Origin of the sequence: Rhizobium sp. 9140 (assembly GCF_900067135.1) — a bacterium.
Classification (GTDB): Bacteria; Pseudomonadota; Alphaproteobacteria; order Rhizobiales; family Rhizobiaceae; genus Ferranicluibacter.
Map to the genome: position 1 here is coordinate 2312639 of NZ_FJUR01000001.1, position 26298 is coordinate 2338936.

The window sequence follows — 26298 nt, forward strand, 5'->3', positions numbered from 1 at the left end:
GACGACGATCCGATCGATCCACTGCGAAGCGCCGGGAGCGTCATGCCGCAAACCTCACGCTGGGGAACTGTCCTCGTCTGGCTCGTCGTTCTCGCGAGTCTCGTCGTGGCCCTGCCGAACGTGCTGCCACGTTCGCTTCTCGTTAGCCTGCCGGACTGGCTTCCAGCCCGCCAGGTTGCGCTCGGGCTCGATCTTTCCGGCGGCTCGCGCATCGTTCTCAAGGTCGAGCGCGACGATGTGGCCAGGACCCGGCTGCAGGCCGCGACGGACGCCGTCGCGGCGCAGTTGCGCAATGCCAACCTCGCCTATACCGACCTTTCTGGCACCGGCGAGGAAGTTACCTTCTCTCTTCAGGATGCCGCCCGGGCGGCGAACCTGCCGCAGGTTCTGGCACCGTTGACTGGCGCGGTCGATCGCGGTCGTGGCGGCAAGGCCGTCAGCGAGCTGCGTTTCGTCGGCACCACCGATGGCCAGTCGCGGCTGGCCCTGACGCCGGAAGGCATCGATGCGCGTCTCGCCGACGCGGTTGCCGATAGCATTGGCGTTCTGGAGCGGCGCCTCGTGGAGCTGGGCGTGGTTGCGCCGCGGCTGGGGCGCCAGGGTGCCGACCGGATCGTGGTGCAGGTTCCCGGGCTCTATGATTCCGAGCAGTTGAAGACCGTTCTGGGGCAGGGCGGCGCGTTCTCGTTCCGCATCGTCGATATGTCCACGACGGCCGAACAGGCCGTGACGGGTTCGCCGCCTGCCGGCTCCGAGGTTCTCTATTCGGCAGAAGATCCACCGGTTGCCACGCTCGTACGGCGCCAGCCGGCGGTAACGACCGCCGATATCGCGGATGCCACAGCCACGACGGACACGCAGAATGGCGTTCCGGTGGTCGATCTGGTCTTTACCGAAGACGGTGCACGTCGGTTTGCCGAGGCGACCAAGGCGGTTGCCGGTACCACCATGGCCGTCGTTCTCGATGGCTCGGTCATTGCCACCCCTCTCATTCGCGACGCCGTTACCGACGGCCGCATCCGGGTCGTTGCCGACATGACGCCGGAGGGGGCGCAGGATCTCGCGCTTGTTCTGCGCGCCGGCGCCCTGCCGGCCTCGATCTCCGTTGCCGAGGAGCGCACCATCGGCGCTGGCCGCGGCTCCGACAGCATCGAGTCCATGCTCATCGCCGGCGCCATCGGCACGGTCATCATCATTGCCTTCATGGTCGGCTTCTACGGACGCTTCGGTGTCGTTGCCAGCATTGCCGTCGTCCTCAACGTCGTGATGATCGTTGCCGTCCTCACCGCAACCGGCCTGCCGCTGACGCTTCCCGGACTCGCCGGCATCGTGCTGACGGTCGGTATGGCGGTGGATTCCAACGTGCTGATCTTCGAGCGGTTTCGAGAAGAGGCGGCCGCCGGCCGTGATTTCCGCCAGGCAATCCAACTCGGTTTCGCCCGCGCCTTCGGCGCCATCGTGGATGCCAATATCACCACGCTGATCGCCGCGATCATTCTTCTCTATCTCGGCAGCGGCTCCATTCGCGGCTTCGCCGTCACGCTCGCCATCGGTATCGTCACGACGCTCTTCACCGCTTTTACGCTCACCCGCGTGATGCTGGAGGCGTGGCAGCGTCGGCGTCCGCGAAAGCGTTTGCCGCGCGGCATCAAGACCGCGATGTTCGATCACCTCTCGTTCCGCTTCATGGCGGCGCGCCGTTACGTCTTCTCCGTCACGGCTGCGCTGTCGATCCTCACCGTCGTGCTGTTCGGCCTGTTCGGCATCAATCTCGGTATCGATTTCTCCGGCGGTTCGGTCATCGAGGTTCAGGCCCGCGAGGGCAATGCGAATATCGGGGAAATCCGCGCACGGCTCGACCAGCTCAATCTCGGCGACATTTCGGTCGAGACTTATGGTTCGCCACGCGATGCCGTCATCCGCGTGCAGTCGCGCGATGGCGGAGAGAATGCCGAGCAGACCGCGGTCATTCTGATCCGCGACGAGTTGGACAGTACCTACGAGCTTCGCCGGGTCGAGGTCGTCGGTCCGACGGTGTCAGAAACCCTGACCCGTTCCGCCACCATCGGCGTCGCCATCTCATTGCTTGGTATCCTTCTCTACATCTGGGCGCGATATGAGTGGCAGTTCGCGGCCGGCGCCATCGTCGCGACGCTGCATGACGTCATCCTGACGATGGGACTTTTTGTCGTCACCGGCATGGAGTTCAACCTCACCAGCGTGGCGGCGCTTCTGACCATTGTCGGCTATTCGCTGAACGACACCGTTATCGTCTATGATCGCATTCGCGAGAATCTCAATCGCTTCCCGCGCATGCCCCTGCCGATCCTGATCGATACCGCCATCAACCAGACGCTGTCGCGCACCGTGCTGACGGGCGCAACGACGCTTCTGGCTCTGGCGGCGCTCAGCCTCTTCGGCAGCGATACGATACGGCCGTTTGCCGTCGTCCTAATGTTCGGGGTGGCCGTGGCGACCTTCTCCTCCATCTATGTCGCTGGGCCGGTGCTCATCCTCTTCCGGCTGAAGCGTGCCCGCGCCCGGGCGCGCGACATGCAGGGAGCAGCGTGATGCGCCGACCGATTGAAGTTCGCAATGCCCATTTTCCCGGCCGCGCGCCGATCGATGCCTATGGCAATGGCGGTTTCCGCTTTGCCGGCATGTCGCATCGCGGCTCGCTCTTGCTGCTTCCCTCGGGAATCTATGGGTGGGAGAAGCAAGAAGGCGAGCCACTGACCGCTGCTGATTTCGATCGCGTGATCGCCGAGGCTGGCGACATCGAGGTTATCCTTGTCGGAACCGGCGCCAACATCCGGCCGCTTTCGGGAGACGTGAAAACGGCCTTTCGCAGTCGATCCATCTCATCGGATCCGATGAGCACGGGTGCAGCGGTTCGGACCTACAACATCATGCTGGCCGAAGAGCGCAACGTCGCTGCCGCTCTCATTGCCGTTTGACGTGAACGATTCCCATGTCCGATACATCAACGCCTGACACCGCACCCGGCACGCCCGATTTTTCAGCAAGCCTCGCCGCACTCCGCGAAAGCGATCGCGACCGCTATCTCGCCTGTCTGCTTGCGCCCCCGGAAAAACAGGGGCCGCTAGCTGCACTCTACGCGTTCCACGCTGAGATCGCCCGGGTCCGCGATGTCGTGCGCGAGCCGCTTCCCGGCGAAATTCGTCTGCAATGGTGGCGCGATGCGCTGGAGGATACGACCGGCGCCAAAGCGGATGGCAATCCGCTCGCCGAAGCCCTGCTGCACACCATCCGCGACGCACATTTGCCAATCGGCGTACTGCTCGACATGATCGACGCCCGCGTATTCGATCTTTACGACGACCCGATGGAGAGCCGGAGCGCACTGGAAGGCTATGCCGGCGAAACTGCCTCGGCCATGATCCAGCTTGCCTGCCTCATCCTTGATCCGGAAGCGGCGCGCGGCTTGGCTGATGCGGCCGGCCATGCGGGCGTCGCTCAGACGATTGCCGGGCTCCTGATGCTCGCACCCATTCACCGACAGCGCGGCCAGGTCTATTTCCCGGCCGACCTCCTGACAGCCACCGGGCTCGACCGGACATCCTTCCTGAATGGTGCGGATCGTGCGGCCGTCACACGGGCGGTACAGGCTCTGGCCGGTCTCGGACGGGAGCACCTCGGCAAGGCGCGGGCGGCATTGCCGTCCATCTCGCGGCAGAATCGGCCCGCCTTTGCGACGGTGGCGCTCGCCGAGAAGGTTTTCGTGCGTGCGGAGACGGCGGGCGCTGATATTTTCGACCATTCCATCGTTCCACCGCAATGGCGGCGGCAATGGTGGATGTGGCGCGCAGCCCAAAGCGGTCGCTGGTAGCCTGCGGCACATTCGCGCAAGCCACGCGCGCTACAGAAATTCTCGATCGGGTTGCCGGAGATTGCCTGCGGTGTGCGGCAAGCGATAACGGCGGCATCAACATCGGGGTGAGGCCGGTTCGTGTTACGTTTGTCCGGAGAATGGAAAGACGCGATGATATCCTGGTTTGCCATCGTCGCATCGCTGTTTGCAGCGGCCTACATCTACCAGCGCATGAAGCGGCAGGAAGCCGAGGATCTGTCGGTACCGGACGAGGGGCAGGCCATTCTCGATTTCGGCCGCGCCTTCCCCGATGAGGCGATCCGGGCTATCCATCCCACAGCCGACGGCCATGCCTTCTTCGTGAGGCTGCATGACGGCAAGGCGGGCATCGTGCTGTCGCAGGGGCGGCACTACCTCTGTCACCTGATCGTTCCCGGCAAGGTACGGATTACCCATGCCCAAAGCGGCCGCGGCCTCGCTTTGTCGTTCAACGACACGGCGACGTTCGATGGAACCTACGAGTTTGCCAATGCCGAAACGGCCGCCGAGGTCTCTCTCTGGATCCTCGGCAGCTTCAGTTCCTGAACCGGACGGACAGGCCAGACTCAGGCGGACTTGAGCAGTCCTTTGTCCTCACCAAGCCAGGCGGCGCAATCCGCAAGGGCTCTGTTCGCGACAAGGCCCTTCTTGACGATCGCCTTGTCCTTGCCGCGAAAGCGCTTCACGCCCTCCGGCTTGACGATGGCGCCGGGATCGAGTGGCGGGAACAGACCGAAATTCACATTCATCGGCTGGAAGGAGCGCTTGCCTGGCTCTTCGTCCGAGACGATATGCCCGCCGGTGATGTGACCGAGAAGTGCGCCGAAGGCCGTGGTCGGCGGCGGTAGATGCGGAGCCTCTCCCTTGCGTTCGGCTGCCGCGAACCGACCGGCGAGAAGCCCGATGCTGGCGCTCTCCACATAGCCTTCGCAGCCGGTGATCTGACCTGCAAAACGCAAGCCAGAACGCGATTTCAGCGTCAGGGAATGATCGAGCAGGACGGGCGAGTTCAGATAGGTGTTGCGATGCAGGCCGCCGAGGCGCGCGAACTCAGCCCGCTCCAGGCCGGGAATCATACGGATGATGTCGGCCTGCGCGCCGTATTTCAGCTTCGTCTGGAACCCGACCATGTTGTAGAGCGTGCCGAGCGCGTTGTCCTGCCGAAGCTGCACGACGGCATAGGGCTTTACGGTCGGGTTGTGCGCATTGGTGAGGCCCATCGGCTTCATCGGACCATGGCGAAGCGTCTCGCGTCCGCGCTCCGCCATGACCTCGATCGGCAGGCAGCCGTCGAAATAGGGCGTTCCCTCCCATTCCTTGAAGCCGATCCGGTCGCCGGCGATCAGCGCATCCACGAACGCATTGTATTGCGCCTCGTCCATGGGGCAGTTGATGTAGTCCTTACCCGTGCCACCGGGACCGACTTTGTCGTAGCGCGACTGGAACCAGCAGACATCCATGTCGATCGTCTCGGTATGGATGATCGGCGCAATGGCGTCGAAGAAGGCAAGCGCGTCCGCGCCCGTCTGCGCCTGGATGGCCTCGGCGAGCGCCGGCGCGGTCAGGGGGCCGGTGGCGATGATGGCGAGATCCCAAGCCTCGGGCGGCAGCGCGGAGACTTCCTCCCGCGTCAGCTCGATAAGCGGATGGTCGCTGATCGCCTGCGTGACCGCCGCCGAGAAACCTTCGCGGTCGACCGCAAGCGCGCCGCCAGCCGGCACCTGATTGCGGTCGGCGCACGCCATGATCAGCGAGCCCGCAAGCCGCATCTCGGCATGCAGCACGCCGACGGCGTTGCTGGTGGCATCGTCGGAGCGGAAGGAGTTGGAGCAGACCAGCTCGGCAAGATGGTCCGTCTTGTGTGCCTCGGTTTCGCGCACGCCGCGCATCTCGTGCAGGATGACGGGAATACCGGACTGGGCGATCTGCCACGCGGCTTCACTGCCGGCCAGGCCGCCGCCGATGACATGAATGGGGGAGTAGGAGCTGTGCTTCGTCATGGCGCGTTCATAGAGCAAAACGGATCGGCCCGGAAGGGTGGGCACGTCGCGGTGCCGCATCTCTGCGCGCGCCCTTTACAAACGAAAGCGGCGCCCCGAAGAGCGCCGCTGGCATACAGTCTCGTAAATCCGCCGATTAACGGTAGGAGCGCGAGGCGATGTTACGAATGTCGAAACGCGTAATGCCGATGTCCGACAGGGCGTGGTTCGACAGGTTGCCGAGTTCGGCAACAGTGCGCCGGTAGTTGATCCAGCTCTTGGCGATGCGAATGGGGTTCATGGTCTTATCCTTCGGTATCATGGTGAGCGGCATGCATTTCAGCCATCTCGTTGACGCTGGTTATACGCCCATGGTTTGGGAAGGTGGAGTGCAAAGACTATGCATCTGCCATGCATTTGTGCAGATGCCTGCACATTTAGCACGCATCCAGTCTGTCTGACCAATTTTGTAGCGTATCATTGACAGAACCCGGGACGGGTCAGAGAGCAACGTCGGAGCGCTTTGATCTGACAAACGAAAACGCCCTCCGGCAGGACCGAAGGGCGTTTGAATCTTTGAAGCCTTTCGGCTGATAGTGCTTAGCGAACAGCCTTGCGAGCAACGCTGAGAATCTCGCTGCGGCCGATGCCAAGGTCGTTCAGTTCGCGATCGCTCATGCGGCCGAGTTCCGAAACGGTCTGACGATACTTGCGCCATGTGGAGAAAGAGCGGGTGATGTTCATGTCCGGTTTCCTTTTTGGAAGTGCCGGCATGTCGCACCGGCGCGTGGTCATGACGCTGATATAGCCAATCAAATCGATTAGAGGCAGGGTGTTTGCTGCATCGCACCCATGCGGCCCGCGCAAACCTCGCCAAGGGGAAGGAGCGGGCGGTGAGGACGAGGGCTCGGGAAGGAGAAGGTGATATCCCTGCGCGCGATCACCGGAAAACCGCATTTTCCCTTTGATCCCCAGGGAACGGGTGTTATAGAGACGCCGCGCTCGGGAAGGCCTGGACCCGGTTGCAGCAGGAATCTCGTCATTTCCGCTCATCCGTAGAGACCAGGCAGCCGCTTCTGAACGCGGGTATGGTGAAATTGGTAGACACGCCAGATTTAGGTTCTGGTGCCGTAAGGCGTGGGAGTTCAAGTCTCTCTACCCGCACCAGATAGACGAATGGGTCGGTATAGATCCGGCGGCAGCGCTGTTTTGCTTGCAAAATGGCGTTCGATTTGCGTAAAGCCACTCCCGGCACCCGGATCGGCTCGCCTGAAGCATTCAATGGCAGAGCCCTGTCAACGTGAAATGAAGGTTGGAACATGCAGGTTATCGAAACGCTCGCGGATGGGCTGAAGCGCGAACTCAAGGTCGTCATCCCGGCAAAGGACATGCAGGCGCGCATGAACGAGCGCCTCGCCGATGCCAAGGACAAGGTCAAGATCAACGGCTTCCGTCCGGGCAAGGTACCGGTTGCACATCTCAAGAAGATGTATGGCAAGTCGATCATGGCCGAGCTCGTCAACGAGCTGGTCCGCGACAAGCCCACCGAGATCCTGTCGGAGCGCGGCGAAAAGTCTGCGACCCAGCCGGAAGTGGCGATGACCGAGGACGAGGCGGAAGCCGAAAAGATCCTGAGCGCCGAAGCCGATTTCGAATTCACGCTTGCCTATGAAGTCATCCCGGCCATCGAGCTGAAGGACGTCAGCGGCATCAAGATCACGCGTGAAGTGGTCGATATCACCGAAGACGAAGTTACCGAGCAGATCATGCGCATCGCGGAAAGCGCACGCACCTTCGAAGACAAGGCCGGTGCAGCCGAAAATGGCGACCGCGTCACGATCGACTACCTCGGCAAGGTCGATGGCGAAGCCTTCGACGGCGGCAAGGACGAAGACGCGGAGTTGGTTCTCGGTTCCAACCGGTTCATCCCCGGCTTCGAAGAGCAGCTGGTCGGCGCGTCTGCCGGTGACGAGAAGACGATCACCGTCACGTTCCCGGCCGAATATCCGGCTGCGAACCTTGCCGGCAAGGAAGCCACCTTCGACATCAAGGTCAAGTCGGTTGCCGCCCCCGGCACTGTCGAGATCAACGACGAACTGGCCACCAAGCTCGGCGTCGAATCGGCTGACAAGCTGAAAGAAATCGTCCGCGGCCAGATCGAGAGCCAGTACGGCTCGATGACGCGCCAGAAGGTGAAGCGTCAGATGCTCGATCAGCTGGACGAAATGTACCAGTTCGATACGCCGCAGCGCCTCGTCGATGCCGAGTTCGAAAACATCTGGCGCCAGATCAACACCGATCTGGAACAGGCCGGCAAGACCTTTGCCGATGAAGAAACGACGGAAGAAGAAGCCCGCGTCGAATACCGCAAGCTTGCGGAACGCCGCGTTCGTCTCGGCCTCGTTCTCTCGGAAATCGGCGAAAAGGCCGGCGTCACCGTGACGGACGAAGAAATGCAGCGTTCGCTGTTCGACCAGCTGCGCCAGTTCCCCGGCCAGGAAAAGCAGATCATCGACTACTTCCAGAAGACCCCGGGTGCTGCCGCTTCGCTGCGCGCCCCGCTGTTCGAAGAAAAGGTGGTCGATCATCTCCTTTCTGAAGTCAGCGTGACCGACAAGACGGTCAGCAAGGAAGAGCTGATGGCAGATGACGAGGACGGCAACGACAAGTCGGCCAAGACATCTGCCAAGAAAAAGTCGGCTGCCAAGGCCGAAGCTGCCGAAGGCGAAGAGACTGCCGAAGCCGCTGCACCGAAGAAGAAGGCCGCTTCCAAGAAGAAGGCCACGGACGACAGCGCCGCCGAGTAATCGGCGCGCAGTCCGGATATGGAAAACCCCGCCGGTTTCGCCGGCGGGGTTTTTCGTTTTGGGGGTGTTTGGCTTTAAATGTTGGCTTGCAAAGCTGAATTCAGCCCTCTTATGCGCGGCTGCCCCTCACCCTAGCCCTCTTCCAACATGCGGGGAGAGGGGACGCGGTTGCGCTTTCGGTTTCTTCTCCGAGATCACGCAGGCAGGTGCAGGCGGCTGACGCGGCGTCCCTTCGCCCCGCGCGCGGGAGAAAGTCGCGGCAGCGGGATGAGGGGGACTTCGTCTGCAGCCGGTGCTTCACCCATTCTCAGGGCGTGCTGCTCTTCAGGTCGCCCATGCGGTTCCAGGCGTCGAGACCGGCGATCTTGTAGGCTTCCGCGAGCGTCGGGTAGTTGAAGGTGTTCTCGACGAAATACTCGACTGTGCCCTTCAGGTTGAGGACGGCCTGGCCGATATGGACGAGTTCGGTTGCACCTTCGCCGACGATGTGGATACCGAGAAGGCGGCGGGTCTTGAGCGAGAAGATTAGTTTCAGGAGACCGGAATCGAGGCCCATGATGTGCCCGCGCGAGGTCTCGCGGAAGCGCGCGATGCCGCATTCGTAAGGAATGCCGCGGGTTTTTACTTCTTCCTCGGTCAGGCCGCAGGTCGAGATCTCGGGAACGGCATAGATGCCGTAGGGGAAGAATTTTGGCGGCTCTTTGGCGATGGCGCCAACGGCCACACGTGCCGCGATCCGGCCCTGTTCCATGGAGGTTGAGGCAAGGCTCGGGAAACCGATGACGTCGCCCGCCGCGTAGATGTTGGGCACGGAGGTCTGGAACGTCTCGGGGTTGACGCTGAGCCGTCCGCGCGTATCGGCCTGCAGGCCGGCGGCAGCAAGGTTGAGCGACTCGGTCGCCCCCATGCGCCCGGCTGCAAACAGCACCATCTCGCAGATGATCACACGCCCGCTGTCGAGGGTGATCTGGCATTTGCCGTCCGGCAATCGCTCCACCTTGTCGGCCTTCTGGCCGAGATGCAGCTTCATGTTGCGGTCGCGCAGCTGATAGGTGAAGTCCTCCACGATCTCCTTGTCGATGAAGTCGAGCATGGTCGATTTCGGGTCGATGATCGTCACAGCGGTATCGAGCGCGCTGAAGATCGTCGCATATTCGATGCCGATGACACCAGCGCCGATAACGGCCATGGAGCGCGGCAGTTCCTCGATGTCGAGAAGCTCGTCGCTGTCCAGCACGGTCTTGCCGTCGAAGGGAATGTAGTCGGGGCGGAAGGGCTTCGTGCCGACGGCAAGCAGGATGCTCGTGCCGGTGATCTGCACCACCTCGCCGTCTTCCTTGACGATCTGCATGGTGTTGACGTCGACGAAGCTCGCGCGTCCGCGGATATGCTGCACGCGGTTGCGGGCGAACTGGTGCTCCAGTACCTCGACCTCGTGGTCGAGGGTGATGATCAGGCGGCGGCGCAGGTCCTCGGCGCTGATCTGTTCCTTGACGCGATAGGCGCGCCCGTAGAAGCCGCGTTCGCGCCAGCCGGAGAGGTTCAGCGCCGTCTCGCGCATCGTCTTCGAGGGAATGGTGCCGGTGTGCACGGAAACGCCGCCGACGCGTTTGCCCTGCTCGATCACCACCACTTTCTTGCCGAGCTTGGCGGCCTGGATGGCGGCGCGACGGCCGGCGGGGCCGCTGCCGACGACGATGAGGTCATACTGCATCATGGAATGTTTCCGATAGGAGGATGAATCGTTGTGCGTTGCGGTAAATGTCGCGCGTCAATGCCCTATAGGTCAATCATGGAGACTGTGTGAACGACGCAAATTGGCGAGAAACCGACAGCGCGGCAAGCCCTGCGCGAGCTTGAGCGGCCGCGCGCAGGAAAGCCCCTAGATAAGGCGCAGGCCCCGGAGGCTCGCATGACCGTCGCGGCCGATGATGATGTGGTCGTGGACCGTGACGCCGAGCGGCTTGGCCGTGTCGATGATGGTCTTCGTCATGTCGATATCCGCCCGTGACGGCGTCGGATCTCCCGAGGGGTGGTTGTGGACGAGGATGACGGCGGTCGCCGAAAGCTCCAGCGCCCGCTTGACGACTTCGCGCGGATAGACGGGGGTGTGGTCGATCGTGCCTGTCTGCTGGACCTCGTCGGCAATCAGGGCATTGCGCTTGTCGAGGAACAGGATTCGGAACTGCTCGCGCGTCTCATTGGCCATGGCCGCATGGCAATAGTCGATCACCTGCGACCAGGAGGAGAGTACCTTCTTGCCCCGCAGCTCGCTTTTCAGCATGCGGTGGGCAATGGTCGAGACGAGCTTCAGGTCGAGAGCTACGGCCTCGCCGATGCCCTTGATCTCCTGCAGCAGCGCCGGCGGCGCACCAAGGACCCCGGAGAGGGTGCCGAACCGGTCCAGAAGCGCCTTGGCGATCGGCTTGGTATCGCGGCGCGGGATGAGGCGGAACAGCAAAAGTTCGAGCAGTTCGTAATCGGCAAGCGCCGTATCGCCATTGTCGCGGTAACGGCTTCTCAGCCTGTCGCGATGTCCGTGATAATGCGCCTCGTCGGCATCTTTCGCAGGCGGTTTTGGCGTAAACCTTCCCTGTCTCGATGGTGACGGGGGGCGGGCCGGCTGGTCGGCGAAGAAGCCGCGCTCATCCGCAGGCTCCGGCGCGTCGCCGTCGAGATCGAAGGGAGGTTTCGTGCCCATCAGGCCGCCGGCAAGCCAGGTCGGTCGAGACCGGCGGGCGAGAGCGTGAAGATCTCGCAGCCATCGGCGGTGACGCCGACGGCATGTTCGTATTGGGCCGACAGCGACCGGTCGCGCGTGACCGCCGTCCAGCCATCCGCCAGGACCTTCACATGCGGCCGGCCGAGATTGATCATCGGCTCGATGGTGAAGATCATGCCTTCACGCATCTCGGGTCCGTCACTGGCCCGGCCGTAATGCAGAATGTTCGGTGCATCATGGAACAGCCGCCCGACGCCGTGGCCGCAGAAATCCCGCACCACGGAGCAGCGCTCTGCCTCCGCAAAGGTCTGGATGGCCTCGCCGATCGCGCCGATGCGTGCGCCGGGCTTCACCGCGGCGATGCCGCGCATCAGGCACTCATGCGTCACCTCCAGCAGCCGCTGTGCCGCGCGCTTGATCTCGCCGACCGGATACATCCGGCTCGAATCTCCGTGCCAGCCGTCCACCACATAGGTCACGTCGATATTGACAATGTCGCCCTCGCGTAGCGGCTTGTCGTTGGGAATGCCGTGGCAGACGACATGGTTGATCGAGGTGCAGGAGGATTTGGTGTAGCCGCGATAGTTCAGCGTCGCGGGGAGAACGCCATTCTCAATGCCGAAATCAAACACGAATCGGTCGATCGCATCCGTGGTGACGCCCGGCTTGACGATATCGACCAGCGCATCGAGACAGCGCGCGGTGATGAGGCAGGCCCGCCGCATCCCCTCGAAATCCTCTGGCGCGTGCAGTCGAATGACGCCGGTGTTTCGCGTGGGCGCGGCCGCCGCTTCGATGTAGTTGACCATAGCCCGACTCTTCCTGCTTGCCTGTCTTGTGTCTTCTGCGGTTCTGGAGATCCCGCCTGGGCGACGCCTTGGGGGATGTCAAGCCGACCTCAAGTCTATGCTAAAGGCAAGGACGAATGTCGGCAATGAAGGCGATCAGAAAACCACCGTCCAAACCGTCGAAGTTCTGGAAATATTTGCCCTACCTGCGGGCACCGCCCGTTCGCTCAGGCGCGAACCCGGACATAGGAGCCCGGAGCTTCTTCGATCGAGTTCATCGAGCCGCCCGTTCGTCGGGCAGGAACCCGCTGGCCATCGAGCGAGACCACCCAGTCATGCCAGTTCGGCCACCACGAGCCCGATGTTTCCTTGGCGCTCGCGATCCAGTCTTCCAGTTCTCCGACCGGCGGGCCGCCCGTCCAGAACTGGTACTTCCGCTTGTCCGGCGGATTGACCACGCCGGCGATGTGGCCGGAACCGGACAGGACATAGGTGACCTCGCCGCCGAAGGCGCCGCTGCCGAGAAAGACGGATTTCGCCGGCGCGATATGATCTTCCCGCGTCGCGAGGTTGTAGACGGGGATCGTCACGTCCTTGAGCGATAGCGTCTTGCCCGCAAGCACCATCTCGCCGCGGCTGAGTTTGTTTTCGAGGTAGCAATTCCGCAGGTAGAACGAGTGGTTCGCCGCCGGCATGCGGGTCGAATCGGCGTTCCAATAGAGAAGGTCGAAGGCCGAGGGCTCGACGCCCTTCAGGTAGTTGTTGACGAAGTAGGGCCAGATCAGTTCGGAAGCGCGCAGCATGTTGAACGCAAGCGCCATGCTCGACCCTTCGAGATAACCTTTCTCGCTCATGCGCTTTTCGATCTGCGAAATCTGATCCTCATCGACGAACACCTTCAGGTCGCCGGCATGGGTGAAATCGACCTGAGTCGTAAACAGGGTTGCGGACCGGATACGCCGGTCGCCTTCCTGCGCGTGCAGCGCAAGCGTCGCCGCGAGCAGCGTGCCACCGACGCAGTAGCCCACTGCATTGACCTCGTCTTCCCCCGTTGCATGCCTCACCGTGTCGAGCGCGAAGCCAATACCTTCGCGCGCATAGGATTCCCAATCCTTGGCCGCGTGGCGCTCGTCGGGGTTCACCCAGGAGATGACGAAAACCGTGTGGCCCTGGTCTACGGCCCATTTTATGAAGGACTTCTGCGGATTGAGATCGAGAACGTAGAATTTGTTGATCCAGGGAGGGCAGATGAGGAGAGGGCGCTTCAGCACCGTTTCCGTCGTCGCATCGTACTGGATGACCTGACAGACGTCGCTTTGCGCCAGCACCTTGCCTGGCGTCAGCGCGATGTTCTCGCCGATCGCAAACTTGCTCGTGTCGCTCTGGCGCAGGCGCAAATCCCCCTTGCCGGAGAGAATGTCCTCGGCCAGCATTCGCATACCATTGACGAGATTGGCACCATTGGCGGCGACCGTCTCGCGGTAGAGCTGCGGATTGGTCGCAATGAAGTTGGACGGGGAAAGGGCCTCCGTGACCTGCCGAACATAGAAGGCGGCCTTGTGGCGCGTGTGCTCGTCCAGTCCCTGCGTCTGCGTCACCATCTTCTCCGCCCAATCGGAGAGGACGAGATAGGCCTGCCGCAACATGTCGAAGAAGGGGTTGGCGACCCAGTCGGGGTCGGCGAAGCGCTTGTCGCGCAATGGCTCGGCTGCCGGCGTCTCGCTTGGCGGTATGTCGAGGCCGCTGACTTTCTGCAGGCTGCGCGTCCACATACCCATCATGCTGGTCATCAGATGCGTCTGCGCCTCGAAGGATCGGCGAGGATCCGACATCCAGTACTCGGAAACCTTGGAGAGGGTCTTCACGAGATCCGTCATCGGATCGGCGATCGTATCGACCTTCTCGCCGCTTTCGCGCGGCGCAAGCCAGGCGGACGCGGCCTTGCCCACATGCTCCAGCGAGCGGGCAAGGTTGACGGTCAGCGCCTCGGGATCCTTGATCAGATAGGCTTCGACCGCTTTGGCGTCGAAACCCGGAAAAGCGCGTCCGCCGTTGCCGGTCGTCTTGTCGTCTCCCACCAAATCCTCCCGCCATATCTCTTTGTTTTGGCTTTTTACATTCTGCCGGAATATCACTACAAGTGCCAGCGGATGTTGCCATGCGGGGCCGGGAAGCGCCACGCACATCGGCAACCACCGGACGATCTGGGTTATAGAGGGATGCCATGAAATTGCTGTCGGGACATTCGATGCTGCGCATTGCGGCGATCAGCGCGCTCTGCGCCACTGCCGTCGGCTGCACGACTCCTCAGGCAGATCGTACGCCGGCATATACCTCCACGATGGCGCGCCCGGTGCCGACGGATGTCTATCCGCGCATCGAGGGTAAGCTCTCCGCCGCAGCGCCGCAAATGACGAACGAGGAGGCCACAAGTGTTTCGACGCGCCTGAGCGCACTCTCGGCCCGCCGCGCATCCGGCGCGATCTCCGAGGCGGAATACCGTCGCCGGCTCGCCGAACTGAACGCGCTCGCCGAACATCATGGTGCCGACACGCTCAACGAGATTCGCAATTAAGGCTTGCCTTTCGAGCCGTTTGGACGCAAAGCCAGAACCTCGACCAAGGGGTGGATCAGGCGTTTTCATGAGACGTTTCCGGTCGTGCTGCAGCGTTGCAGGCCGTAGAATACGTCCGGCGATGTTTGCAGATCTCTCCTGTCGTCGTGTTTCCGGTGCGCTGACAGAAACGCCAGCTTCGGAAAGGGTGCGACGGTCATACTGCTGAAGAACGCGCCATCATTTTGCCGATGCGCTGGTTACATTACATCAAAGAGAACGCCCCCACGCGCGTCCGGCCGGACGCAGGCGTTCTGAACAAGGTCAGAGAGATGGAAGAGTTTCATAAAGTCCGGCGTCTGCCGCCCTACGTCTTCGAACAGGTCAATCGCCTGAAGGCGAGCGCGCGAGCGGGCGGCGCCGACATTATCGATCTCGGCATGGGCAATCCCGATCTTCCGACGCCTCAGGCCATCGTGGACAAGCTCTGCGAGGTCGTGCGCGATCCGCGCACCCATCGCTATTCCTCTTCCAAGGGCATTCCCGGCCTTCGCCGGGCGCAGGCGGCCTATTACGCTCGTCGTTTCGGCGTGAAGCTCAATCCGGACACGCAGGTCGTCGCCACGCTCGGTTCCAAGGAAGGCTTCGCCAACATGGCGCAGGCCATCACGGCGCCCGGCGATGTCGTGCTCTGCCCGAACCCGACCTACCCGATCCACGCCTTCGGCTTCCTGATGACCGGCGGCGTCATCCGCTCCATCTCGGTGGAGCCGGACGATACGTTCTTTCCGCCACTGGAACGGGCGATCAAGCATTCGATCCCGAAGCCCATCGCGCTGATCATCAACTATCCGTCCAACCCGACGGCGCATGTGGCAACGCTCGATTTCTACAAGGACGTCGTCGCCTTCGCCAAGCGCAACGACATCGTCATCCTGTCGGACCTCGCCTATTCCGAGATCTATTTCGGCGACACGCCGCCGCCGTCCGTTCTGGAAGTTCCCGGCGCGATGGATTGCACCGTCGAGTTCACCTCCATGTCGAAGACGTTCTCGATGCCCGGCTGGCGTATCGGCTTTGCCGTCGGCAATGAGCGCCTGATATCGGCTCTGACGCGTGTGAAGTCCTATCTCGACTACGGCGCCTTCACGCCGATTCAGGTGGCGGCCACACACGCGTTAAATGGCGATGGCTCCGACATTTCAGAAGTCCGCGCCGTCTACAAGCGCCGCCGCGACGTGCTGGTCGAGAGCTTCGGCAAGGCCGGTTTCGAGGTGCCGCCGCCGGAAGCGACGATGTTTGCATGGGCCAAGATCCCGGAGAAATTCCGGCATCTCGGCTCGCTCGAATTTTCCAAGCTGCTCGTAGAGAAGGCCGACATTGCGGTTGCCCCCGGTATCGGCTTCGGTGAGATGGGCGACGACTACGTCCGCATCGCGCTGGTCGAGAACGAGCACCGTATTCGTCAGGCGGCACGGAACCTGAAGAAGTTCCTGTCCACCGCCGACGACACGCTGCACAACGTGATTTCGCTCAACGCCCGCCGCTAGGGGTTCGCGTCGCGATCGGCAATCGAAAACACCTCTTCCCGCCGCAGCGTCGGCGGGACAATTTTCAGACAGTAGGGATGATGAGTATGGCAGACGCGCTGAGAATCGGCATTGCGGGCTTGGGCACCGTGGGCGCCTCTCTGGTCCGCATCCTCACCGAACGCCGTGACTCGCTTGCCACGACCTGCGGCCGCCCGATCGAGGTTGTCGCGGTCACGGCGCGCAATCGCGCCAAGGATCGCGGCATCGCGCTTGCCGATGACATATGGTTCGCAGACGCGGGAGCGCTCGCTGCGGACGCTGAGATGGACGTGTTCGTCGAGCTCATGGGCGGCGCGGGCGATCCGGCCTACTCTGCCGTCAAGACAGCGCTCGCCCGCGGCATCCATGTCGTGACCGCCAACAAGGCACTGCTTGCGGCCCACGGCATCGAGCTGGCCGGCATTGCCGAAGAGCATGGCGCTCTGCTGAACTACGAGGCGGCGGTGGCCGGCGGCATTCCCGTCATCAAGGCGCTGCGCGAGTCGATGACGGGCAACACCATCGCCCGCGTCTACGGCATCATGAACGGCACCTGCAATTACATCCTGACCAAGATGGAGAAGGAGGGCCTGAGCTTCGAGGCGTGCCTGAAGGAGGCTCAGCGCCTCGGCTATGCCGAAGCCGACCCGGCCTTCGATATCGAGGGCAACGACACGGCTCACAAGCTGGCGATTCTCACCAGCCTTGCCTTTGGCACCGCCATCGCGGCTGACGATATCTACCTTGAAGGTATCACCAATATCTCGATCGAGGACATCCAGGCGGCGTCCGATCTCGGTTATCGGATCAAGCTTCTCGGCGTCGCCCAGCGCACCGACAGCGGCGGCATCGAGCAGCGGGTGCACCCGACCATGGTGCCGTTCGACTCCGTCATCGCCCAGGTCGATGGCGTCACCAATGCGGTGGCGATCGAGTCGGACATCCTCGGCGAGCTTTTGATGGTCGGCCCCGGTGCCGGCGGCAATGCGACGGCCTCTGCCGTGCTCGGCGATATCGCCGATATTGCCAAAAGCCGCCCCGGCGCCCAGCACGTTCCAGCCTTCGGCCGCCCGGTTGCCGCACTCATCCCCTATACCCGCGCGCAGATCCAGAGCCATGAAGGCGGCTATTTCATCCGGCTGAAGGTGATCGACCGTGCCGGCGTCTTCGCCAGTGTCGCATCCCGCATGGCGGAGAATGGCATCTCGCTCGAATCGATCATGCAGCATTCCAAGCATACGCAGGAAACCGGAAAGCCGCAGACGATCATTCTCGTGACGCATGCGACGGCCGAACATTCGGTTCGCGATGCCGTGGCGGCGATCAAGGGCGAGGGCTATCTCGTCGGCGAGCCGCAGGTCATCCGCATCGAGCGGCCGAAGGATTACTGATATCGCCGCCGCCTCGTCCGCACTGTCGGCCGCGCGGCCCTTGCCAGACGGGAACGGGCGCGCATGAGCGAATTTCCGGATCCGGTTCCGCGCGCGTTCCTTGGCGTCGAGACGTCGGTTACCGGCCAGAGGTGGGTGTCACGGCTGGATCAGGCGGGCCAGAACCGGGCGCTGGCGATCAGCCAGGTCCACGGACTTCCCGATCTGATTTCGCGCGTTCTTGCGGGGCGGGGCGTCCAGCAGGAGGATGCGGTCGCCTTCCTCGACCCCACCATCCGCAGGCTGATGCCGGACCCCGACACGCTGACCGACTGCCGGAAAGCGGCGGTCCGCATCGCCGACGCGATCGCGAGCCGGCAGCGCGTCGCGATCTTCGGCGACTACGACGTCGATGGCGCGGCGTCATCCGCCATTCTCTATCGCCTGCTCGTTCATTTCGGCGTCACGGCGGAAATCTACATTCCCGACCGGATCTTCGAAGGCTACGGCCCGAACCCGGGCGCCATCGACAAGCTGATCGATAACGGTGCGGGTTTGATCGTCACGGTCGATTGCGGCTCGACCAGCCACGAATCGCTGCAACGCGCGCGGGAGCGCGGCATCGACGTCGTCGTCATCGACCACCACCAAGTCTCCGGCGAACTGCCGCCGACCGTGGCGCTGGTGAATCCCAACCGGGAAGACGACCTTTCGGGGCAGGGGCATCTCTGCGCCGCCGGTGTCGTCATGCTGGTGCTCGTCAACCTGCTGCGTGTCCTGCGCGAGCGTGGCGACCTCAGAGCCGGCAGTTTCGATCTCCTGTCCCATCTCGACATCGTCGCCCTTGCGACCGTCTGCGACGTCGTGCCTTTGAAGGGTCTGAACCGGGCCTATGTCGTCAAGGGACTGATTGCCGCGCGCCACATGAAGAACCCCGGTCTCGCCGCACTCTTCCGCAAAGCCGGCCTCAGCGGCCCCGTCACGCCCTACCATTTCGGGTTTCTCGTCGGCCCGCGCATCAATGCCGGGGGGCGCATCGGAGATGCCGCTCTCGGCAGCCGTCTGCTGACGCTGGACGACACCAACGAGGCCGACGCCATCGCGGCCCGTCTCGACGAACTGAACCGCGAGCGCCAGGCAATCGAGCAGGTGATGCTGATGGAGGCCCAAGCCGAGGCGCTGGCCGAGTACGGCAATGGCGACGGCGCCGCCGTGATCGTGACGGCGCGCGAAAACTGGCACCCCGGCATCGTCGGCCTGCTCGCGGCCCGTCTGAAGGAGAGCTTCCGCCGCCCGGCCTTCGCCATTTCCTTCGACCTCAATGGTCGTGGAACCGGCTCCGGCCGCTCGATCGCCGGTTTCGATATCGGCAAGGTCGTTCGTGCGGCGGTCGAAGAGGGGCTTCTGGTCAAGGGTGGCGGCCACGCCATGGCAGCGGGCCTGACCGTCGAGCGCGCCAATCTCGGGCGCCTACGCCACTTCCTCGAGGAGCGCGCTGCCCGCACGGTTCACGATCTGGTGGCCGCGGAAACCGTGAAGATCGATGGAGCACTCGCTGCCTCCGGCGCGACCATCGAGCTGATCGATCGGCTTGAGCAGGCGGGTCCCTACGGTTCCGGTCATCCGCAGCCGGTCTTCGCCATTCCTGCACACGGGGTGCGGGATGTTCGGCAGATCGGAACGGACCATGTGAAGGTGACGCTGGAGGGGCAGGATGGCGCGCGACTCGATGCCATAGCCTTCCGCGCCTTCCAGACGCCTCTCGGCGACTTTCTTCTCGCCTCACGAGGAATGACCATCCATCTCGCTGGGAGCCTTTCGGCCGATATCTGGCAGGGTACGCGCCGGGTCCAGCTGCGCATTCTCGATGCTGCACGCGCCTTGTAGGCAGAGCATAGACATCGGAACGAACTCGGTGACGGTCGGCCGATTCAGCCTATCGCAACGCCGCGATATCGCGTGATGACGTGCCCGGACAACGGGTCCTACACGTCCGTAACACCGTCATCGCGTGGATCATAAAAATAGGGAAAGCCAGGTGGTACGCCCTAGGGGAGTCGAACCCCTCTTCCCAGAATGAAAATCTGGTGTCCTAACCGATAGACGAAGGGCGCATTCGCTGGTGGCCGGCTTATAGGCTGAGGATCATCCGGAGGCAAGAGGAAAAACGCCGCAAGTCAAGAATTTCGTGACATGCGCTCAGGCGTATTTCCGACGCAATACCAACGCGATGCGCTGTAGCGCTAAAGCTTGAAATCAAAAGGAAAGGAGAGATGTTTTAACCGCAAAGTGGTACGCCCTAGGGGAGTCGAACCCCTCTTCCCAGAATGAAAATCTGGTGTCCTAACCGATAGACGAAGGGCGCAGTCGCTTTGCGGTGGGCGTCTTATAGTCAGCGGTTTTGGGGACCGCAAGCCGCAAATGTCATTTTGTCGTAAAAATATCATGGCTGTGGACGATGACAGAAAACGTTCAAAAAAAGTTTGTCAAATCAGCCGCTTATGCATCCCGCGGGCCGCAGGCCCAGTTCCAGTCGCGCCGCGGTCCGATGTCGATATGGACGGACTGGGTGTGGCAATACGTGCCCACGCCACCGCGCCCTTCGGACCCGCGCAGGAAGGTCGCGACATCCCACTTGCTGACGCCCGCCACCTGGATATCGGCCGCTTCGCAGGTCAAATGCCGGGACTGCGGCCGACCGCCCACCTTGATGTTGTGGCTGAGGCTACGCCGACCGGACGTCACGAGGACCTTCTTGCCGAAATGCCGCTCCACCGACTTCAGAATGTTCAACAACTGCGGTTTGAAGCAGCCGGTCTCCACCGTTTCCGTCTGTAGGAGGAGGCCGCTGGGCGCCAGGCGGGCGAGACCGGAGAGCGAGGCCATCTGGACCTTGGGGCTGTTGTCATCGTGATTCTCGGCCGTATCGTCCACCGTCGCAAACATCGATCGCGCGCGGATGCCGGGCAGGGCGGTATAGCTGAGCGCCGCTACCTGCTGCGGTGCCATGCCTGGAAGCGCCTTGTTATGAGCCGGCTTACCGGGTGCACCCATGTCGGCGCCGCCCCGGGACTTGCCGAACAGCCCAATCAGGGAGGACGATCCCGGCGTTGCGTCAACCCTCTGCGGCACCGCCGCGGGCCTCAGGCTGGCCAGTGCAGCCTCGGCCGGCATCTCGTTCGTCGATGCAGGCGTTGCTGCGCCCTGGACCTGATAGCCGGCATCCGTGGACCGAAGCGGCAACGGTTGCGAGGATACGGGTGGCATTGCCTGACCCTGTGGGGCCGCGCGGAAAAGGCTTGCCGGCGACGACCCGCCGCCGGAAACGGGCGAGGCACCCGCCGTGCCGCCGACGGAGAAGATGCTGCTCGACGTGGCTTGCAGTCCTGTTCCCTGCATGACGATAGCCCCCGGCTGCGCAGGCGCCAGCGGCTGTGAACTCTGCTGCGCAGCGGCTGGACGGCTTGAGGCTTGGTCGGTTGAAGATGTCGCGGAAGCTGGACCCGATGCGACGACCGGCACATCCGTTTCGCCGACGTCGGGCGCAATGATGCCTTCCGCCAGTTGTTCCGGAACCGGCTTCCCCGTCACGCAGCCCGTCAAAAGCAGTGCAGCGACCACCGCACAGCCAACGCTTGCGAGAAAGGGTTTGGACGAAGGGCCGTATCGCAACGCTACATCTCCCGAGCGACGGCCCCGATCCATCGCAAGGGGCAGGGCCGCGCCATCATGGCCGATGCCCGAAAACCGTATGTCCGGGCAGATCTCGAGGGAGAGATATGCGCCAGCCCCGTTGCGTGGAGCTTGCGCCATGACCCTGCGGAGGTGGACCCTCGTCGCAGAGCGTCTTCAACATGCGGCGGTTACGCGTAAGCGATCACCAGGCGCCGGTGTTTTCCATTGATGACCACGGCTCCTGCGGCGCGAGCGGCTCGCCTTTCTGCAGAATCTCGATGGAGATCCCGTCCGGGGAGCGAACGAAGGCCATATTGCCGTCGCGGGGTGGACGGTTGATGGTCACGCCGGCATCCATCAGCTTCTGGCAGATGGCATAGACATCATCGACCTCGTAGGCGAGATGGCCGAAATTGCGACCGCCCGTGTAATCCTCCGTGTCCCAGTTGTAGGTCAGCTCAAGGCACGGGGACAGCCGCGACTGCGCGTGATCCACGTCGCCGGGCGCGGCCAGGAAGACCAGCGTAAAGCGCCCCTTTTCATTTTCCGTGCGGCGCACCTCTTGCAGTCCGAACAGTGTGCCGTAAAAATGCAGTGCCTGATCAAGGTCCTTAACCCGAACCATGGTGTGCAGATAGCGCATGAAAGCCCTCTCTCCTGTTGTTATCACTCCTATCTAGCGCTGCGCCAGCCAGACACAAGGCTGGAGTCATAGCTTACCGAAAGCGGCAAATTTCGTCCTTAGGGCTTGCCCAAAAGCGGCGGGACGATGTTATTCTGATGCTCAAGAATCAGTTAACCGCAGCAATCGTGATGCGTATTCGAGGGGCTGGCATATAATGGTGGACAGGATTTCGGCGAAAGATGTCGCACCAGATGAAGATTTCGGCGGTGACGCGCTCGATCTGATCGAGATCACCGGTGTTATCAAGTGGTTCGACGTCGCCAAGGGCTTCGGATTCATTATTCCGGATAATGGCATGCACGACGTTCTTCTGCATGTGACCTGCCTGCGCCGCGATGGCTACCAGACGGTTCTGGAAGGTGCGCGCATCGTCGCGCTGATCCAGAAGCGCGATCGGGGATACCAGGCCTTTCGCATTCTCTCGATGGATCAATCGACTGCCATCCACCCTTCGCAACTGCCGCCCGTGAAGACCCACGTTCAGGTGACACCCACCAGCGGGCTTGAGCGCGTGCTCGTGAAGTGGTTCAACCGCACCAAGGGCTTTGGCTTCCTGACGCGTGGCGACGGCACGGAGGACATCTTCATACATATGGAAACCCTGCGGCGCTTTGGTCTCACCGAGTTGCGCCCCGGCCAGACGGTGCTCGTGCGTTTCGGCGATGGCGACAAGGGCCTGATGGCCGCGGAAATACATCCCGACGTGCCCGCACCCGCCGGCCGCGCGCATTGACGGACGTCACATGCTAAGCCTGCGCCAGGCTGCACGCCGCAGCATTCTCATGGCCGGTATGCTGCTGGCGGCAGTACCTTCCTATGCCGCGGACGTAACGTTCGAGAAGGCGCAGTTGACGATCGCCACGACCGACGGCAAGATGCATACCTTCACCGTGGAACTCGCGCTCGACAGCAACCAGCGCGCCCAGGGCCTGATGTTCCGCCGCGAAATGCCCGCCGATCACGGCATGGTCTTCGACTTCGGCCAGACGCGTCAGGTGATGATGTGGATGAAGAACACGTTTCTTTCACTGGACATGCTGTTCGTTTCGAAAGACGGCAAGGTGGAAACCATCCATGAAAACGCCGTCCCGCACTCCGAATCCATCATCGACTCCCGCGTCCCCGTCGCCTATGTCGTCGAACTGAACGCAGGCGTGGCAAAGACCTTGTCGATCACCCCCGGCGCTCGCGTCGTGCTGCCATCGCAGCTTCCGGCAGCCAAGCCGGATTGATGGGTGGAGCCCATCGAGGGTTTCTCAGCGCATGTTGAGATCCAGATCAGAATCGCTTGACGGTCTGCTCGTAAAGCAACGCACGCTTCCGCAGCATATGAGAATGCGACGTATCAGACCTTAAAGTTTTTCGTTGGAAAATGTGGCGACCCCTGCAGGGCTCGAACCTGCGACAACCTGCTTAGAAGGCAGGTGCTCTATCCAGCTGAGCTAAGGGGCCGTTGGCGCTGCTCTAAGCGGCACGGGTGGTGTCAGTGCGTCCAGGGCTGCATGCGGCTGTAGCGGAAGTTGTCGCTGTAGGAGACATTCTTCCGGGTCGGGTCCTTCGGTGCGATGACGCGATATTCCATGCCGTTACGCTCGGCATAGGCGACGGCGGCTTCTGCGCTTTCAAAGGTGAGCTTGACTTGCTGGCGGGTGTCGGCCGAACTGGTATAACCCATCATCGGATCGATCGTGCGGGGCGTCTCCTGATCGAATTCGAGCACCCAAAGATTGGTCTTGGCCTTGCCTGACTGCATCGCGGTCTTGGCGGGACGATAAATCTTGGCGGACATTCCTCAAACTCCAAGCATGGCAACTGCCGGCTCAGCCGGCTTTCCTGTGGCATAACGCACAAATGCTGAAAACGGAATGACCTTGATGTAAGCTCGACCAAATTTTCCGTTCGTAAAGGGGCCATATCGGCTCGCAGCTGTGCTGTGGGCGAAGAGACCCTCACATTCGAGGCGATACAATTTTATAGGGGGAAAATGGTCGGAGTGGAGAGATTCGAACTCCCGACCCTCTGGTCCCAAACCAGATGCGCTACCAGGCTGCGCTACACTCCGTGCCGATGGGCGGGCAATACACGCTCGATGGCAGGGCCGCAAGGGCGAAAGGCGGACTGCCTTCGAATTATCGCGACGATGTCGCGTTCCACTACCAAGGAGACGGTATCGCAGGAAAAGTGATCCTGTCGCGAACAGGTTGAAGAGGCGAGATGCTACCCCGAATCGCCCGTCGTCAGCTTCATCGCCGCCAGCGTACGCTTCAGCATCGGCTCCGAAATCGGCTTTGACAGGAAGACCGCGCCCTCCGGCAGCGTGCCGTCGGCCGGGTTGTAGCGGCCGGAAATGATGACAAGGGGACAGTTGGTGTGGAGGGTTGCGGTGAGATGCGCCAGCTGGATACCGTTCATGGAGCCGGGCATGTCAATGTCGGTAAGCAGCGCGGAGATCGCGGGCAGGGTGTCCATGATCTTCAGCGCCTGATCCGCATTTCCGGCCTCGATGACGGCCAAACCCATGTCTGAGAGGAGATCGGCAAGATCCATCCGGATCAGGCCGTCGTCTTCCACGACGAGGACGGGAGGGGAGCGCGGATGATCGGGCATCAATGTTCTTTCTGGAAGCTCTCAAGGTCGGCGGTCACGATGCAGCGCAGGCCGTCCGGCGCATAGATCATGTCCACATGACCGTCGGACGTGCCGTTCAAGCCCGCTGAAATCAGACGCGAGCCAGAGCCTTTGACGAGCGGCTCCGCGACGGTCGGGCCGCCCCGTTCCGTCCAGATCATCTCGAAGCGGTCGGCCTCCGGCAGCACCACGCGCCAGCGCAGATCAACGCTGCCCGAGGGTAACGAGAGCGCACCGTGCTTCACCGCATTCGTCGCGAGTTCATGCAGGATCAGCGACAGAGAGAGCGACGGGCGGGAGCCGATTTTGAGGTTGGGGCCTGACGTCGCGAAGCGCGGCGCGGCGGGGTCGTCGTGCAGATCCGTCATCTGCTGGACGAGCTGGCGCACCGTCGATGTTCCGCGCCCGCCTTCGAGAATCGTATCATGCGCGGCGCTGAGCACCGCGAGCCGCTCGGAGAGGCGCTGGCGTGCCGAGGCGATGTCGGGCGCATTGCGAAGGGTCTGCGAGGCGATCGCCTGAACCATGGCGAGCTGGTTCTTCAACCTGTGTCCGAGTTCGTGCGAGAGAAGCTCCCGGCTGGCCTCCTCCGCCCGGAGGTCGGTCACATCGCGGGCCTGCACGAGGATGCCGTTGATCGTGCCGTCCTCTTGCCGCATCGGCTGGTAGACGAGGTCGATCAGCCTGCGCTGCATTTCGCCATCGGGACCACGATTGAGCTGGATCGGCAGATCGCGCGCAATGAAGCTTTCGCCGGTCCGGTAGACGTTATCGAGGATATCGATGAACCCCTGGCGCACAACCTCGGTCACGGCTTCCGCCACGGTCTTTCCGATGATATCCCGACCGACGCCGATCATCGTGTAATATTCTTCGTTCGCATAATCGAAGACATGGTTCGGACCGACGAGCATCGCGATGCCGCCGGGGCTGAGTTCGAACACCTGCCGGAAACGCTCCCGCTGCGTCCGCTCCGCACGGCGCACCATGACCTGGGCGGTGATTTCCGTGCAGGCGCAGAACATGCCGAGCACCGTGCCCCAAGGGTCCCGCACCGGCGTGTAGGAAAAGGCGAAGTGCGTCTCTTCCGGATAGCCGTTCCGGTGCATGGTGAACTCGATGTCGTCCATCGACGTGCCACGCCCCGCATAGGCATCGGTGATGATGGGTTCGACGGCGTCCCAGATGTCATGCCACAGCGCGCGGAACGACCCCCCGAAGGCAGCGGGATGCCGATGTCCGCACATGGCGGCATAGCCATCATTGTAAAGCGTGGTCTGCTGTGGCCCCCAGACGATCAGCATCGGCTGGAGCGAGCCGAGCATGACGTTGGTCAGCGTTTTCAGCTCGACGCTCCAGTCCTCCCGCGCCCCGAGCGGTGTCCGTGACCAGTCCATCTCATCGAACAGGATCCCGCAGTCGGGATTGGCAGGAAACATCGAGAGTCCTTCATTCGGCAGGCGCCGGCCTCAGCAAGCGCCCGATATTCTCCGCGATGTAGCGCCATGGCGGTAAATCTTCCAGTCTCATCTCTCCATCCCTCAGGGGATATCAATGTCGGCAAGAGCGAGACAGGTGTGTGTAAGTGAAGAATTACGGCTTTCCCGCAGGGTTCGTCTGTGCCATGGACGCTGAAAGCGACGCACAG

23 protein-coding genes and 5 tRNA genes are annotated in these 26298 nt (G+C 62.4%); 12 read left to right on the top strand and 16 right to left on the bottom strand.

Going from position 1 to position 26298, the window contains the following annotated elements; translation table 11 throughout:
• Positions 1-42 precede the first annotated feature (42 nt).
• The 4 genes from secD (at position 43) to GA0004734_RS10895 (ending at position 4417) form a co-directional block, all read left to right on the top strand.
• Positions 43-2571 carry a protein translocase subunit SecD gene (gene secD / locus GA0004734_RS10880; RefSeq protein ID WP_092933631.1) on the top strand — a complete coding sequence of 843 codons (2529 nt, stop codon included), beginning with the start codon at positions 43-45 and terminating at the stop codon, positions 2569-2571.
• A complete protein-coding gene (locus GA0004734_RS10885; RefSeq protein ID WP_092933633.1) occupies positions 2571-2957 on the top strand; it encodes an Mth938-like domain-containing protein in 387 nt (128 codons plus the stop codon). Before secD ends, GA0004734_RS10885 begins: the two co-directional genes overlap by 1 nt.
• 14 nt (positions 2958-2971) lie before the next feature.
• On the top strand, positions 2972-3850 hold the full coding sequence (locus GA0004734_RS10890; RefSeq protein WP_092933635.1) for a phytoene/squalene synthase family protein: 879 nt from the start codon (positions 2972-2974) through the stop codon (positions 3848-3850).
• Positions 3851-4063: 213 nt separating this feature from the next.
• On the top strand, positions 4064-4417 hold the full coding sequence (locus GA0004734_RS10895; RefSeq protein ID WP_245292507.1) for a hypothetical protein: 354 nt from the start codon (positions 4064-4066) through the stop codon (positions 4415-4417).
• Positions 4418-4437: 20 nt separating this feature from the next.
• On the opposite strand, the gene trmFO is transcribed toward GA0004734_RS10895, so the two are convergent.
• The 3 genes from trmFO to GA0004734_RS10910 all read right to left on the bottom strand — a co-directional run bounded on the left by trmFO (position 4438) and on the right by GA0004734_RS10910 (position 6594).
• Positions 4438-5871, bottom strand: a complete 1434-nt coding sequence (gene trmFO, locus GA0004734_RS10900; RefSeq protein WP_092933637.1) for a methylenetetrahydrofolate--tRNA-(uracil(54)-C(5))-methyltransferase (FADH(2)-oxidizing) TrmFO — start codon at positions 5869-5871, stop codon at positions 4438-4440.
• 136 nt (positions 5872-6007) lie between these two features.
• Positions 6008-6151 carry a DUF1127 domain-containing protein gene (locus tag GA0004734_RS10905; RefSeq protein ID WP_082477357.1) on the bottom strand — a complete coding sequence of 48 codons (144 nt, stop codon included), beginning with the start codon at positions 6149-6151 and terminating at the stop codon, positions 6008-6010.
• A gap of 299 nt (positions 6152-6450) precedes the next feature.
• Positions 6451-6594 (bottom strand): DUF1127 domain-containing protein, encoded by a 144-nt coding sequence (locus GA0004734_RS10910; protein ID WP_092933639.1) that lies wholly within the window; start codon positions 6592-6594, stop codon positions 6451-6453.
• Positions 6595-6932: 338 nt separating this feature from the next.
• Between GA0004734_RS10910 and GA0004734_RS10915 the strand changes: the two genes are divergently transcribed.
• Together GA0004734_RS10915 and tig are read left to right on the top strand one after the other, a co-directional pair.
• Positions 6933-7017 (top strand) — tRNA-Leu (locus tag GA0004734_RS10915).
• A 152-nt stretch (positions 7018-7169) separates the two neighbouring features.
• The gene (gene tig, locus GA0004734_RS10920; protein WP_092933641.1) at positions 7170-8657 is read left to right on the top strand and encodes a trigger factor; all 1488 of its coding nucleotides are present in this window, start codon (positions 7170-7172) and stop codon (positions 8655-8657) included.
• Positions 8658-8964: 307 nt separating this feature from the next.
• Here tig and sthA read toward each other — a convergent pair whose 3' ends face one another.
• The 4 genes from sthA to phaC all read right to left on the bottom strand — a co-directional run bounded on the left by sthA (position 8965) and on the right by phaC (position 14245).
• The gene (gene sthA / locus GA0004734_RS10925; RefSeq protein WP_092933643.1) at positions 8965-10374 is read right to left on the bottom strand and encodes a Si-specific NAD(P)(+) transhydrogenase; all 1410 of its coding nucleotides are present in this window, start codon (positions 10372-10374) and stop codon (positions 8965-8967) included.
• 165 nt (positions 10375-10539) lie between these two features.
• Entirely contained in the window at positions 10540-11358 is an 819-nt protein-coding gene (radC, locus tag GA0004734_RS10930) for a RadC family protein (protein WP_092933645.1), read from the bottom strand.
• The gene (gene map / locus GA0004734_RS10935) at positions 11358-12188 is read right to left on the bottom strand and encodes a type I methionyl aminopeptidase (protein WP_092933646.1); all 831 of its coding nucleotides are present in this window, start codon (positions 12186-12188) and stop codon (positions 11358-11360) included. Before map ends, radC begins: the two co-directional genes overlap by 1 nt.
• A 206-nt stretch (positions 12189-12394) precedes the next feature.
• On the bottom strand, positions 12395-14245 hold the full coding sequence (gene phaC, locus GA0004734_RS10940) for a PHA/PHB synthase family protein (protein WP_245292394.1): 1851 nt from the start codon (positions 14243-14245) through the stop codon (positions 12395-12397).
• A 146-nt stretch (positions 14246-14391) separates the two neighbouring features.
• Between phaC and GA0004734_RS10945 the strand changes: the two genes are divergently transcribed.
• The 4 genes from GA0004734_RS10945 to recJ all read left to right on the top strand — a co-directional run bounded on the left by GA0004734_RS10945 (position 14392) and on the right by recJ (position 19549).
• Complete coding sequence (locus GA0004734_RS10945; protein WP_245292395.1) at positions 14392-14742, top strand: SHOCT domain-containing protein; 351 nt, start codon at positions 14392-14394, stop codon at positions 14740-14742.
• A 311-nt stretch (positions 14743-15053) separates the two neighbouring features.
• Positions 15054-16271, top strand: a complete 1218-nt coding sequence (locus GA0004734_RS10950; RefSeq protein WP_092936191.1) for an LL-diaminopimelate aminotransferase — start codon at positions 15054-15056, stop codon at positions 16269-16271.
• 86 nt (positions 16272-16357) lie between these two features.
• A complete protein-coding gene (locus GA0004734_RS10955; protein WP_092933651.1) occupies positions 16358-17683 on the top strand; it encodes a homoserine dehydrogenase in 1326 nt (441 codons plus the stop codon).
• A gap of 63 nt (positions 17684-17746) precedes the next feature.
• The gene (gene recJ, locus GA0004734_RS10960; protein WP_092933653.1) at positions 17747-19549 is read left to right on the top strand and encodes a single-stranded-DNA-specific exonuclease RecJ; all 1803 of its coding nucleotides are present in this window, start codon (positions 17747-17749) and stop codon (positions 19547-19549) included.
• A gap of 152 nt (positions 19550-19701) precedes the next feature.
• Here the strand turns inward: recJ and GA0004734_RS10965 are convergent.
• The 4 genes from GA0004734_RS10965 to GA0004734_RS10980 form a co-directional block, all read right to left on the bottom strand.
• Positions 19702-19776, bottom strand: a tRNA-Glu gene (locus GA0004734_RS10965).
• A 176-nt stretch (positions 19777-19952) separates the two neighbouring features.
• A tRNA-Glu gene (locus tag GA0004734_RS10970) sits at positions 19953-20027 on the bottom strand.
• A 134-nt stretch (positions 20028-20161) separates the two neighbouring features.
• The gene (locus tag GA0004734_RS10975) at positions 20162-21253 is read right to left on the bottom strand and encodes a D-Ala-D-Ala carboxypeptidase family metallohydrolase (RefSeq protein WP_245292396.1); all 1092 of its coding nucleotides are present in this window, start codon (positions 21251-21253) and stop codon (positions 20162-20164) included.
• A 286-nt stretch (positions 21254-21539) separates the two neighbouring features.
• Positions 21540-21980 carry a VOC family protein gene (locus GA0004734_RS10980; protein WP_092933657.1) on the bottom strand — a complete coding sequence of 147 codons (441 nt, stop codon included), beginning with the start codon at positions 21978-21980 and terminating at the stop codon, positions 21540-21542.
• 196 nt (positions 21981-22176) lie between these two features.
• On the opposite strand from GA0004734_RS10980, the gene GA0004734_RS10985 reads away from it, so the two are divergent.
• Positions 22177-22755 carry a cold-shock protein gene (locus GA0004734_RS10985; protein WP_092933659.1) on the top strand — a complete coding sequence of 193 codons (579 nt, stop codon included), beginning with the start codon at positions 22177-22179 and terminating at the stop codon, positions 22753-22755.
• A gap of 10 nt (positions 22756-22765) precedes the next feature.
• Positions 22766-23254, top strand: a complete 489-nt coding sequence (locus tag GA0004734_RS10990) for a DUF192 domain-containing protein (protein WP_092933661.1) — start codon at positions 22766-22768, stop codon at positions 23252-23254.
• Between the two features lie 143 nt (positions 23255-23397).
• Here GA0004734_RS10990 and GA0004734_RS10995 read toward each other — a convergent pair.
• The 5 genes from GA0004734_RS10995 to GA0004734_RS11015 form a co-directional block, all read right to left on the bottom strand.
• Positions 23398-23474 (bottom strand) — tRNA-Arg (locus GA0004734_RS10995).
• A gap of 31 nt (positions 23475-23505) precedes the next feature.
• On the bottom strand, positions 23506-23811 hold the full coding sequence (locus GA0004734_RS11000; RefSeq protein WP_092933663.1) for an ETC complex I subunit: 306 nt from the start codon (positions 23809-23811) through the stop codon (positions 23506-23508).
• Positions 23812-24007: 196 nt separating this feature from the next.
• Positions 24008-24084, bottom strand: a tRNA-Pro gene (locus tag GA0004734_RS11005).
• A gap of 155 nt (positions 24085-24239) precedes the next feature.
• A complete protein-coding gene (locus GA0004734_RS11010) occupies positions 24240-24629 on the bottom strand; it encodes a response regulator (protein WP_092933665.1) in 390 nt (129 codons plus the stop codon).
• Positions 24629-26089, bottom strand: a complete 1461-nt coding sequence (locus GA0004734_RS11015) for a sensor histidine kinase (RefSeq protein ID WP_092933667.1) — start codon at positions 26087-26089, stop codon at positions 24629-24631. Before GA0004734_RS11015 ends, GA0004734_RS11010 begins: the two co-directional genes overlap by 1 nt.
• Positions 26090-26298 lie beyond the last annotated feature (209 nt).